At 36.2% G+C, this 13,729-nt stretch carries 7 protein-coding genes; 4 read left to right on the forward strand and 3 right to left on the reverse strand.

What is annotated here, in order from left to right; translation table 11 throughout:
- Positions 1–152: 152 nt before the first annotated feature.
- The 3 genes from V8G61_RS05895 to V8G61_RS05905 all read right to left on the reverse strand — a co-directional run bounded on the left by V8G61_RS05895 (position 153) and on the right by V8G61_RS05905 (position 6,189).
- Positions 153–1,040: a T9SS type A sorting domain-containing protein gene (locus V8G61_RS05895; protein ID WP_394874567.1), complete on the reverse strand. Its 888-nt coding sequence runs from the start codon at positions 1,038–1,040 to the stop codon at positions 153–155.
- A 176-nt stretch (positions 1,041–1,216) separates the two neighbouring features.
- Positions 1,217–1,852, reverse strand: coding sequence for a hypothetical protein (locus V8G61_RS05900; protein WP_394874568.1), 636 nt, complete (start codon positions 1,850–1,852; stop codon positions 1,217–1,219).
- Between the two features lie 275 nt (positions 1,853–2,127).
- A complete protein-coding gene (locus V8G61_RS05905; protein ID WP_394874569.1) occupies positions 2,128–6,189 on the reverse strand; it encodes a two-component regulator propeller domain-containing protein in 4,062 nt (1,353 codons plus the stop codon).
- A 320-nt stretch (positions 6,190–6,509) separates the two neighbouring features.
- Here V8G61_RS05905 and V8G61_RS05910 point away from each other — a divergent pair, with 320 nt between their 5' ends.
- From V8G61_RS05910 to V8G61_RS05925, 4 genes are all read left to right on the forward strand, one after another.
- On the forward strand, positions 6,510–9,599 hold the full coding sequence (locus V8G61_RS05910) for a SusC/RagA family TonB-linked outer membrane protein (RefSeq protein WP_394874570.1): 3,090 nt from the start codon (positions 6,510–6,512) through the stop codon (positions 9,597–9,599).
- Between the two features lie 25 nt (positions 9,600–9,624).
- Positions 9,625–11,226: a RagB/SusD family nutrient uptake outer membrane protein gene (locus tag V8G61_RS05915; RefSeq protein WP_394874571.1), complete on the forward strand. Its 1,602-nt coding sequence runs from the start codon at positions 9,625–9,627 to the stop codon at positions 11,224–11,226.
- Between the two features lie 28 nt (positions 11,227–11,254).
- Positions 11,255–11,986: a hypothetical protein gene (locus V8G61_RS05920; protein WP_394874572.1), complete on the forward strand. Its 732-nt coding sequence runs from the start codon at positions 11,255–11,257 to the stop codon at positions 11,984–11,986.
- A 108-nt stretch (positions 11,987–12,094) separates the two neighbouring features.
- On the forward strand, positions 12,095–13,711 hold the full coding sequence (locus V8G61_RS05925) for a glycoside hydrolase family 31 protein (protein WP_394874574.1): 1,617 nt from the start codon (positions 12,095–12,097) through the stop codon (positions 13,709–13,711).
- The last annotated feature ends 18 nt before the right edge of the window (positions 13,712–13,729 follow it).

Consider the following 13,729-nt stretch of genomic DNA (forward strand, 5'->3'; position numbering starts at 1 on the left):
TTTTGAATTAACCATAATGACAGGACTGTTTTTGAATGGGATTTCTTTGGCATCTTAAGAAAATAGAGAGAAGCCCTTTAAAAAGGGCTCCCCAATATTGTGTTTAATGTTTTCGAATGTAATCAAAATAGATTACCTCAATTTTAAAGAAATTACTTTATTACCAATTTACTGGTTGATGAACCTTTGGAATTGGTTATTTTTAGCAAGTAAAGTCCTTTCGCATATGCGGATACATCAAATTGGAACTCTTTAGAATCGACCTCTTTATTAAAGATTTGTTTTCCTGTTATGGAGTAAAGTGAGATGTTTTCCAATTGACTCTCACTTTTTATACTTGATAAAGAATGGGCGGGATTCGGATACATGCTTACTCCAATTTTCTTTAGCTCATTTACAGATAAGGTGGCTTCTGGTCCTGTTAAGGTAATATTGTCAAAATAATAGGTGTTATTCTCACCAGCGTGCTGCACACGTAAAACTAAAAATTTAGCATCTTTACCTCCAGAGGTATTTGCTCTTATGGATACACTTACAGTTGCTTCGATATATCCAGTTCCTAGATCCTGCCAGGTAATTGTTCCACCATTGTCGATAATTGTTCGCGTAGCACTATTTACGTTAGCCATATCCTCATCGAATGCAACTACAACCATCCAAACAGGCCTTATTGTTGGTGCCGATGTTGTTTTCATAAATACAGAAAAGGTGTAATTTCCAGGGCCATTTGCACTTATATCAACTGGACTAACTCCAAGTACAGCATTGGAAGTTTCTCCAATCGAATTTTGGATTGTCGATTTAAGGGCTTGGGAGCCACCTTGACCTTCACCAGGAGCTAATCCGCTGTTGGCCTCGTCAAAAATATCGTCTGGTGTATTTTCAAGAATGGAAAACCCATCAATAAAATAGTTCTTGTTATCAGAAGTGGTCATTGCGGTGCTCGATTCCATATCTCCATTTGTGATAGGGATATTTTCTTGTCCAAAAGACAGAAAAAAGGTCGTAAGAAATAAAAAGGAAATAGTAATTTTTTTCATAATATTTAATTGTTTCAGTTAATAGTTAATTGTTTTAGTTAGCTATAAATTATATTAAATCAAACCTAGTGATTAGGATGAAATATTATTAGATACTTTTGTCTCAAAATGTGACAATAAATAGTTCATTAATTAAAAATCTTGATGGTGTTAATTTTTAAGTTAGACTTTTTATTTTAATCCAACTTTGTTAAAGAAAAATCGTCGAAAAAATAGGTATTATCAAATCGTCCGTGTTGAATTTGTAATCTCAAAAATTGAGCATCCTTACCTTCAGGGTTTTTAGTTAATTTTATAGTGATAGATTGTTCCTGGTATCCATTATTAAGGTCTTTCCAGGCTACTGTGCCACCATTATCTACATGGGTAAGGGTTTGTTTGCTGACATCATTTTTTTTCTCGTCTATGGCACTGCATACAATCCAAAATGGTCTGGCAGAAAAAGCGTCTGCTGTTTTAACGTAAAAGGTGAATTTGTAGGTTCCAGGTCCATAATTACTGATGTCTGTATCACCAACCGCCAGCGTTACATCGGCTGTTTTGCCTTCAGCGTCGTTAACTTTGGATTTAAGGGCTTGAGAATTATCAATGCCTTCACCGGGGGCTAAGCCACTATTAGAGACATCAAATTTACTGGGCTCTGCATTTTCATTAAAAAACATACCTTCTACGGCCCATTTTTTCCAGAATTTTTTGCTTTTAAAAAGGGCTGTCTGATCTTCCAAATCGCCATTAGTAATCGGTATATTAACTTGGGCAAATAGGCCTGAACCCATCATAATGGTTAGGGAATAGATTAAAAAGTTTTTCATAAAAAGTGTTGTTGTTTTGATTAACATTAATTTAGTTGATGCTAAGGTATCTACTTCACCCATAATCGAATGCCTTATTATATTCCAAAAAATAGATAGATTTTGTTCGGTGAGTTAGAGATGTGCTGGATTGGTAAATGAAGGCACTTCCAACTCGTAAAAATGGAAGGTTACTCTCAAATATTGGTTATTACCAATGAGAGAAAAAATGAGTCTTTTTTATTCTTTGAGTGATTTTCTTGTAAAGAATTATAACTAGTACGCTTAGTTTGGGACTAATTTTTTCTTTTCATTTCCGTAGGAGACAGACCATAAGTTTCTTTGAAACTTTTACCGAAATATTTTGGGTTGGTATAACCCACCATATAGGCTACTTCATCAATGCGTATTTTTTTATTGTCCTGCAAAATTTGTTTGGCTCTTTTCATGCGCATTTCATCCAAGATTTCCTTTCCCGATAACCCGGTAAGACTTTTTACTTTTCTATAAAAATTTGAATGACTCATCCCAAGTGTTTTTTCGAGTGAGTTGACACTGAATTCTGAATCAGGAATACCTTCTTCAATGGCCTCCATGAGGTCTTGTAAAAACTTTTCATCTATAGAGTTAACAGTCACGGATGAAGGCTTCAAAACGGTATCTCTAGATTGAAATATTTTTCTTAATTGCTCTCTGGATTGAAGTAGATTTTTAATTCTCAATACCAAATATTCCATTTCAAAGGGCTTAGACAGATAGTCATCGGCTCCTGTTTCAATACCTTTATATTTAAACTTTTTATCCGTTTTTGCGGTTAAAAGGATGACCGGAATGTGGCTTGTTTTTAGATTGGATTTTATATGCTGGCAAAAGGCCATACCGTCCATATTAGGCATCATAACATCACTGATGATCAAATCGATATCATAATTTTCGGCCAGGCTTACACCTTTTATACCATCTTCGGCTTCTAAAACATGATAATCTTTAATTAAGGTTGTTTTAATGTATGTTCTCATATCGGCATTATCTTCCACGATGAGAATGGTTTTGGCCTCAGCATTTGTAGTCATGGATTCTTCCGGTAAAAGATCGTCATTGGTGTCTCGGTAAATGTCGTCTTCACTCGGATTCAGGGTAGAGGTTTGTGCTTCCAGATTATGAATCAAGGGGATAAAAAACCGAATCGTGGTACCTTGATTTACCTTACTTTCGGCTTCAATATAGCCATCGTGAGCTTCAATAAGTTGAAAGGTGTGTGATAGACCTATACCATAACCTTTTCCGTAAGTTGTATCTTCCTGATAGAAACGTTTAAAAACCTTCGCTAATTTTTCATCAGGAATGCCTCTGCCGGTATCGCGAATTTCAATTTTTACAAAATTTTTGTGTGTGGCATTTTCAAGTAGGTTATGAGCACTTTTTTCAACTTCATTAATCAAAATGTTTATCGAACCCTGATCAGTAAACTTTAGTGCATTGGAAATTATATTGAAATACACTTTAGATATCATTCCCGGATCAAAACTAACCATAAGTTTTCCCGAGTTTGGTCCGTCAATTTGATAACTTAAACCTTTCTGATTCATGGCATAACTGAAATGACTCATTTCTTTTTCAGTAAATGCCACAATATCACGTTCTTCCAACTGCGCTGCTAATTTTCCTTTCTCTGTTCTTCGAACATCCAAAAGTTGTTCAATCAAGTAATTGAGTCGTTTTACATTTCTTTTTACCAACACGAGTTTGGATTTAATGTCGCTGTTTAGATTTTTTTCTTTCAGAATGCTATCTAAAGGCCCTTTTATCAATGTTAATGGTGTTCTAAGATCATGAGAAATATTAATAAAGAACTGTGTTCTCAACTTGTTTAAAGACTGGATCTGTTTATTGTGTTCTTGCTCCAGCAATAATTTATTTTTAGTTGTATACCGTATGATGGAATAGTATGAGAAGTAAACTAATACTAAAATTATAACGATCAGGTATAGTAAATATGCATACCAAGTATAGATAAATGGTGTCTTAATATGAATGAATACTTCTGTGCCGTTCTCTTCCCAAATACCATCGCTGTTGGTTGATTTTACTTTAAAAATGTAATCACCGTAATCCAGGTTTGTGTAATTAGCATAATTGGTTGTTTCATCGGTATATTGCCAATTCTTATCAAAGCCCTCGAGCTTGAAAGTGTATTTTATTTTCTCTGCGTTTGGGTAGATCATTGAAGAGAAATTAAAACCGATATTGTTTTGGATAGGTAATAAATTGATGGTGTCCGAAATGGTAATACCTTTTTTGAGCGGTACATTTTTTCCAACTTTTTCAAGTGGTTTTACGCGTTCATTATCAATATAGAAGTCGGTTATAGTAGTCTGGGGTTCACGTTCACTCTTACTTATTTCATTGGGGTAAAAGGTGGTTACCCCGTTTATTCCACCGAGGAGTAATTCGCCGTTTTGAGTTTTAAATGCCGTGTGTTCAGAGAATTCATTACTCTGTATGCCATCACTTTCAAAATAATTTAAAAAACGATCTCTTGAGGGCGTAAATTTTGAAAGGCCATTATTGGTGCCAACCCATAAATTATGTTCATTGTCTTCAATGATCGCGTTGATCATATTGTTCGGCAGGCCGTCTTTTTTAGAATAGGACTTAAACGATATATTGCCCAAAGACGAATCATAATTAATCATTTTATTTAATCCCTCATAAGTGCCAATCCAAAAATTCCCCTGACTATCGTGTATGATCGATCTGATATAATTATTACTAATAGATCCTTCCGTTGCCGTACTTTTATATTTTTTATCGGTTACAAGCTCTTGATTTTCATTTAGTGCTAGGATGTGAAGCCCACCACCCTCAGTACCTACTAGAATGTCATGATTTTTTTCATTAAAGTAAAGCACCCGGCAGTTTTGAGGTTTAGATGATTTTGAAGTTTTTAGCGGGTAATTCTTATCTATATTAATCTTATCATTATTAACCTTTAGACGATAAAGACCAAGAAATGACGCAAGCCAATAATACCCTTGTGCCCCTTTAACAATATAAAAAGTGGCATTTGATTTTTCATGACTTAAAATTTTTAATTGGTTATCTCTCTCCTCAACTAATAAAAGTCCTTCATCGGTACAGATAAAATATTTGTCATTTTCAAAAGGGGCAATATAAAATACAGTCATGTTGCCAAGGCCAAGTTTTTTTACGGTTTTTTGGGTTCTGTCAATTTTAAATAATCCATTGCTGTGTGTTCCCAACCAAATTTCATTTTCACGATTTGCGTAAACGGCACGAATAAAATTTGATCCATTACTGGTAGAGGTATTTATTTTGAAATTATTGAAATTTTTTTGTTCCGTATCATAATAGTTAACACCTGTTCCGATAGTCCCAATCCAAACAATATCGTCTCTGGAAACATATAAGGTTCGAATAAGGTTTGAGTTTAAGCTCGAAGGGTTGTAGATCGAATGTCTTAAATATTCAAATTTGATTTGTTTCTGATTAACTTGATCAGCAGGAATAAGATTGATGCCATCATCTAGAGTGCCAATCCAAATATTTCCATTCATATCCTTAGTAATCCCCGCACATTTTCTTGAGGATGGGCCGTTATTCCCGTTTGGTGTAAAGAGGTCCAAATCTTTTGAAATGAGATTATATCGTATAACACCCGTTCCATTAATAGTAACCCAAAGGTTGTTTGCATCATCCTCTTCGAGGTCTAGAAAATTATAGGATTCATTAAAAATGGGTGTGTCAATAGTAAGGGCTTTGCTATTATGAGGCTCAACGATGATTTGTTTTACGATGGTATTGGTTTGGACCCAGATACCACCGAGGCTACAAGGTTTTAAATTAATGATGTTCGTATTTTCCAGCATGTCTTCAGAATCAAATTCTATGGCTTCCAAATCGATATCCTTAGGTCCGGTAAACTGTCGTTTCAGTTCAATCCTGAACAAACCTTCGCCGGTTCCCAGAAATAAATAATCTTCATAAACCAGTAAGGAACTAATATTTAATTTTTGACTTGAAACAGAGACTGGAATGAGTTGGTGTATCAATTCAGTAGTGGGGTCATACATGTTCAAGCCATCGTCTGTGCCTATCCAAATTCTTCCAAACTGATCTTCTACAAGACTTCTGACGGTATTATTGGTAAGGGATTTTGGGTTGTTCTTTTCGGTATTGAAAATGTCAATTTTATACCCATCAAATCGATTTAGGCCATCTACCGTTCCAAACCACATAAACCCTCGGCTATCTTTAAGGAAACAATAAACCTCACTTTGAGAAAGGCCTTCTTTAGAGGTAATGTGTTTAAATCGTCTATTCTGCGCAAACATCATAGACCCGATTAAAAACAAAAGCAAAAATTGGGAGAATTTACTACCTGTTGTCATAGAAACAATAATACAAAAATATTATGCCCATTTGCCTAGTTCGAAATGGGTTTTTAGGTCATGAACAATATTTACCTATAAACTGGCCAATTTTTAACCTTTTTGAACAATTTTAAACCAGTTTAGGATATAAATTACGGTTATATTTATAGAATTAAAGAAGTTACTTTGAAATTAGATGTCGTAGGTATGTTTTACAGGATCTCTCTGATCGAAAAATATTTGCGCTGTCAACAAACTAATTTCAAACTAATAATTCTTATTTTATGAAAAACCAACTTAAACTAAAAAAGAGTTTTTGTGCCGCGATTTGGTGTCTCCTTAGTTTCTTTGCTTACGCGCAGGAAATGGAAGTAACAGGTCAGGTTACTGGACAGGAGGATGGAATACCTCTTCCAGGTGTGACTATTTTAATTCAAGGTACCCAAAAAGGGACGACAACTGATTTTGATGGAAATTATGCAATTACCGTAAAAGGTCCTGATGCTATACTGGTATTTAGTTATGTGGGATTTGCAAACCAAACCGTAATTGTTGGTGACCGTAACACCATTAATATTGTGTTAAAGCCTTCAGCTACTGATCTTGATGAGGTTGTGGTAGTTGGTTACGGAACAGCCAAAAAACGGGATTTAACAGGTTCTGTGGGTTCTGTGAAAGGAAGCAGTATGGAAAAAGGAAAACCACTCACTGTTCAGAGTGCTCTGGCAGGGCGTGTTGCAGGGGTGCAAATTTCCCAAACCGACAACTCTCCCGGTGCAGGGATGAGAATATTAATTCGAGGGGGTTCTACTCTTACAGGGGGGAATCAACCATTATATGTTATTGATAATTTCCCTATCGTACCTGATGATAGTGATCCTTCTCAAAACCCATTAGCCGATTTAAATCCTAATGATATAGAGTCCATTGAAGTATTAAAAGATGCTTCTGCTACAGCAGTATTTGGAGCATTAGGAGCAAATGGTGTAATTCTTATAACAACCAAAACAGGAAAGTCAGGAAAACCACAAATTAATTTTGAATATAATAGTGGGGTTTCTCTTATGACGAATACGCCAAATATTTTAAATGACCAGGAGTACTTGGATTGGCAGATAGAGCGGGGTCCACAGTTAAATTTCATCAATAGTGGAAACCAAAATAGAGTACAACAATGGTTAGATACTAAAAATTCTGGCGAGCGAGGTAGTGTTTGGATCGATAGAATTACACGACCCGCCTTAACCAATCAAGCAGACATCAGTTTTAGTGGTGGATCTGACGGTATGAACTATAGATTATCAGCAGGATTTTTAGGGCAGGAAGGTGTTATCAAAAACTCTGATTTCAATCGTACTAACTTAAGTGCCAACATTGAACAAAAAATAGGAAAGAATATTAAAATTGGTTCAACCATAACGTATTCCTTAAAGAAAACAGAAGGCTTAGTTACTGTTTGGGATCAAAACTCACTACTGAAAACGGTATTTCAATTAAACCCTTTCATGTCTGATGATTTTGAAATTAGTGAATTCCCTATAGACGATCCAACATTTATTTTTAATTCTGAAAATGTATTAACATATATAGATGAAGTCCAAAATTTTTCTGAGACAGAAAGAACTTTAGGTAATTTATTTTTCGAATATAAGCTTACTGATAATTTGAGATGGTGGACAAGCTATGGTATAAATAGATTTAAAAATTCAGATTCACAATTTTATCCGGTTACTGTAAGAAGAGGTCAAGATCCTAATGGATTTGCAAGATTCAGAACCCGTGATACTGAGGACACCAATTTTCAAACGCGTTTAAATTATAATAAAAGAATAAAGAAACACAGTTTTAATGCTACAGCTGTATTTGAAGCTAGAACGCAAGATGTAACCCTACAAACTTTTGGTGCATCAAACTTTGAGGAGCAATCTCTTGGACTTTTCGATTTATCGTCGGCATCACAAACAGATTTTCCTGTAAATATTGTTGAGGAAAGAACAGCAGCATCCTTTTTAGGAAGATTCGGCTATTCCTTCGCTAATAAATATTTATTAACAGCTTCGTTCAGAGGCGATGCCGATTCACGCTTCGGATCTAATAATAAGTGGGGATATTTTCCTTCTTTAGCCTTGGGTTGGGTTGCTTCCGAAGAGAAGTTTATAAAAGACCTGAATACCTTCGATTTATTTAAGGTGAGATTATCTTATGGTGAAACAGGAAACAGTCAAATTCCAACCTACCAGTCTCTAGCAAGATTAAGCACGCAAAGATATATTTTCGGAGATCAATTGGTGGTAGGACAAGTACCTGGAAGTATTCCTAACCCCGATTTACGATGGGAAATCACCACACAATATAACATAGGTCTGGATTTAGCATTTTTGGATAATAGAATATCAATAGCGGCAGATGCCTATTATAAGGAAACAAATGATTTATTATTAGACGTGCAATTACCCTTAACCTCTGGATTCGAAACGGCTGTTAAGAATGTAGGATCTATAAGCAGTAAAGGTTTTGAATTGGCTTTGAACACCGTTAACATTGAAACTGAGAATTTTAAATGGAACACGACGCTAACCTTCTCCACTAATAAAACCGAAGTTTTAGATTTGGGAGAAAGAGAAGAAATGTATTTCTCCAGAGTATTTAATTTCAATTTTAGAGATGAAATTATGTTGCGTGTAGGGGAAGAAGTTGGAACGTTTGTAGGTTATATTGAGGACGAAGTGCTAAATAGTGATACTGAAATTGCTAATAGTCCCAATTCAAACCTTTTAGAGAATATACCTGGTCAGGTAAAATTTAGAGATGTCAACGGTGATGGTATTATCGATGCAAACGATAAAGTTATTATAGGGAATACCCAACCGGATTTTATTGGTGGTTTTAATAGTGAAATTACTTATAAGAACTTCGACTTTAGTTTCTTTTTGAGATGGAGTTACGGTAATGATGTTATCAACGCAAACACACTATTTCTAGATCGTGTAGGGAATGGAAACTGGAATACATTAGCAGGTTTCGTGCCTAATGCCTTCACACCTCTTAATCCGGATGGAACTGTACATGGCCAAGTGCCAGATACTTATTCGAACTTTATGAAGAGTAGTTTAGTTGAAGACGGATCGTTCTTAAAGTGTGATTACATAACCTTAGGTTATACATTGCCAGAGGATGTTATGACGAGTTCCGGCATAAAATCAATGCGGATATTTGCAAGAGTTAATAATCCATTTATGATTACTAGATACAGTTGGTTCGACCCGGAAGTTAGTACTGGTTTTGGAACGGTTGCCAAAGTAGGACCGGGTGTTGATTTTGCTACATATCCAAGATCGGTGACTTTTACATTAGGAGCATCAATCAATCTATAATATTGAATTAAAAAAAAGTAAAACCATGAAAAATTTCAAAAATTATTTGTTAATCTTAGCTGTTTCAGTATGCTTTACTGGTTGCCAAGATTTTTTAGAGGAAGAACCAAAATCTCAGTTATCTCCTGAGAATTATTACAAAACAGCGAATCAAGCAGAAGCTGCCGTAGTTGGTGCTTATAATGCTTTACAACGAGACGGTGTTTTTGGAAAAGAACAATATTTTATAACAACAGACCTTGTGAGAACCGCAAGTTGGAATACTCAGGGTGGTATTGGAACCTATACGTTTTCTGCAGATAACGTGCAAGTTGTGTTGCCGATATGGAAAGGTCACTTCCAAGGTATTAACGAGGTAAATGCAGCCATAACTCATGTTCCTAATGTAGACATGGACGTAGATCGAAGAAATGAACTCGTTGGTGAAGCCCGGTTTTTAAGAGCTTTAATGTACTTTAATTTAGTTCGTTATTTCGGTGATGTTCCATTTTTTGAAACTGAAACAAGCTCCCTTGAAAATTTAGAAGTACCAAGAGATCCTGCTTCAATGGTATATGAGAAAATTATTGCTGATTTAGAATTTGCTATAGATCATGTCGATACTAAAGCAGAAATAACTCAGGCAGGTAGAGCCACATCTGGTGCGGCTAAAACGGCACTAGCTAAGGTTTATCTAACTCGTGGAAGTATGAAGGAACGTGATGGAACCGGAGATGGTACTGCAGACTTTCAAATGGCAGCTACATTGGCTGGTGAGGTTATGGCCAGTGGAGAATACAGCCTGTTACCTTATTATCCAGATGTTTTTATTCCTGAAAATCAAAATAATGATGAAATCATTTTTGATGTGCAATTCAAAAGTGGCGGTATCGATGAAGGTAGTTGGATTGGTGCACATATGGGACTTCAAGGAAATCCACAATTAGGAGGAAGCTGGGGTAATATTCATGCAACAACCTATTTCCATACCATCTATGAACCCACTGATATGGTTAGACAAGAATGGGTTACACCTCACGTTCAAGTTTTAGGTAATGGAACTTTGCGTTTAGACCTACCTTGGTGGCAAGTTTGGAAAATTGGAAAATTTAGACGTTATCCGGTTAGAAAAGCTGATTATCAGTTTAGAGATGCAGATACCAACTGGCCAGTTTTCAGGTATGCTGAGGTATTACTTATTTATGCTGAGGCACTTAATGAAGTAAATAATGGTCCAAATGCTGAAGTTTTCGATGCCTTAAATCAGCTTAGAGCTCGAGCAAGAAATGTGAATGGTGATGGTACTCGAGATTATTTACATGCCGATATCCTACCACGAAATTTAACTTATGATCCAAGTATTTTACCTGATATCTCTGCTGCAGATTATCCGGATTATGCTTCTATGAAAGAATACATTATGTATGAAAGAGCTCGTGAGTTAGGTGGTGAAGCGAAACGTTGGTTTGATTTGTCTCGCTGGGGTAATCTCGTAGAGAGAATCCAGGCACCTTTGACAATATCACCAGCAGAATCCGGTGGATGGAATATAACAGCAGATAATATAGATGAGCATCACCAACTATTGCCTATCCCTAACACGGAATTGCAATCAAACCCTAATTTAATCCAAAATCCGGGTTACTAACTGGATGACTAATTTAATGAATAGAATAATGAAAAAATATATAAAGTCTTTTTTAATAGGTGCGGTAGTTCTTGCTTTCCTAAGTTGCAACACAGATGCACCGGAACCGGAGGTTAGTTTCACCGTGGATAATGCAAATCCACAGGTTGGTGAAACCATTACATTTACGATTACCGGAGGCGCCGATACCTATGTTATTTACACAGGAGATACGTCACATGATTTTGCCAATAGCTACTTAGTAATTACAGCGGGCATGGATGTAGACCAAGAATCTATGGTTTTGGTTGCTGATAGTTTACCGGAAATCAGAGATTATTTGGAGCCTCGCATAAATAGTTACAACGCTGGTGTTGGTGCAGGTCAACAATATAATTTGGATAATGTGATGAGTAATATTTCCAATCTTGTTGGAAAAGAATATTCAAATAGATTAACAGCAGCCTATGAGATTTGGGAGTATGTTCCTGGAATTCAAGGTGAAGAGATTAGAAATTTAGTTGATTTATATTTCGAAGACAATAGTGTTTTATTAGCACCTGATGGTGGGTTTTCAACCGGTGTCGCTATCAATCGGTATGAAACCACCTATACCTACACATATAATGAAACAGGTACCTTCACGGCAACACTTATAGCTTCGAATGTAGGTGAAAAACAGTATTCAGGCTCGGGTTATATAAATGATAGAACTTCATCAGGCAATGAATATGATATAAATCGCGCGTACAAAGAATTAGTCATTAACGTGCAACCTTAATTAATTCAATAGGACTTTTTAAAACATATTTTTTGAGTTTATGTTTAGTTCAACTCCCTGCTTGTTTAGAATTGCAGGCAGGGATTTTTTCACCTTATTATCCGTAAAATGAAAGGCAAAATACTTTTAATACTCCTTTTATGTGCTTGTAACTTAGTGTTTTCGCAAATAAAAGATTCCATAAATATTGAGATTGGAAAAACAGAATATTGGTGGGGCGGTATCAGCGCTTTAGGATATCAAACCCCGTATACCATAAATTCTGAGATGGAAATAGACCTTTATGGCGATAATAAAGGGAATCAGGCCCAACCGCTATTGCTCTCCAGTAAGGGGCGATATATTTGGTGTGAGGGTCCGATTAAGTATCGTATTTCTAATGGGATACTAACGGTTATTTCTGGTAATGACAAAATTCAATTTGGTACTGCCGGAACGAATTTAAGATCTGCTTACGAATTTGTTTCAAAAAATTATTTCCCCTCTAACGGTAAAATACCGGATGAATTATTATTCACTCATCCGCAGTATAATACCTGGATCGAACTGATGTATGATCAAAACGAGGATGATATTTTGAAGTATGCTGAAAGTATCATAGCTAGAGGTTATCCACCGGGCGTTATCATGATAGATGACAACTGGCAGGAAGACTATGGAACATGGGAGTTTTCAGCGAAACGATTTAAAGACCCGAAAGCCATGATTGAGAAATTACATGGTATGGGTTTCAAAGTGATGATGTGGGTTTGTCCTTTTGTTAGTGCTGATTCTCAAGTATTTCGTAAACTAGCGGCAGATGGTTTGCTTCTGCTCGATGGTGATGGAACGCAAGAAATTTTATGGGCAAATACTAAAAATAAGGCTGCGGTAATCCGTTGGTGGAATGGCGCCAGTGCATGTTTAGATCTCAGTAATCCCAAGGCAAAAAATTGGTTTTATGAACGCTTAGATCACTTAATGGATGCCTACGGTGTCGATGGCTTTAAATTTGATGCCGGTGATGCACAATTTTATACCGGGGAACTTAGATCATTTAAAGAATCAATTCCAAATGATCATACCCAATATTTTGCTGAAATTGGGTTGCGTTACCCTTTAAATGAATATAGAGCATCATGGAAAATGGCTGGAATGCCTCTAGCACAGCGTTTAAGAGATAAGGGTCATAATTGGGAAGATCTGCAAAAATTGATCCCGGATCAAATGTCTCAGAGTGTTATGGGTTATGCCTATACCTGCCCGGACATGATTGGTGGTGGTGAGTATCAGTCGTTTTTGAATACGGCGACTATCGATGAAGAATTAATTGTTAGGTCGGCCCAGGTGCATGCACTAATGCCTATGATGCAGTTTTCAGTGGCTCCCTGGCGTGTTCTTTCAGAATCGAATGAAAATATTTGTAAAGACATGGCTAAGCTTCATCTTCAATTTGGATCTCAATTTTTAGAACTTGCGAAAAAGGCTTCTTTAACGGGCGAACCAATTGTTAAACCCATGGAATTAGCTTTTCCCGGAAACGGATACGAAACGATAAAAGATCAATTTGTACTCGGTAATTCCATAGTTGTTGCGCCAGTAACCAAAAAAGGTGTAAGGTCCAGAAAGGTAGTTTTACCTAAAGGAAAATGGATGTCAGATGAAGGGGAAACCTACAGGGGAGGACGTACCATAGAAATTTCAGTGCCATTAGAGCGCTTACCATTTTTTAAATTGATTAAGTAATCCGAACTAAAATATTCA

Origin of the sequence: Gaetbulibacter sp. M240, from assembly GCF_043876815.1 — a bacterium.
Lineage (GTDB): Bacteria > Bacteroidota > Bacteroidia > Flavobacteriales > Flavobacteriaceae > Gaetbulibacter_A.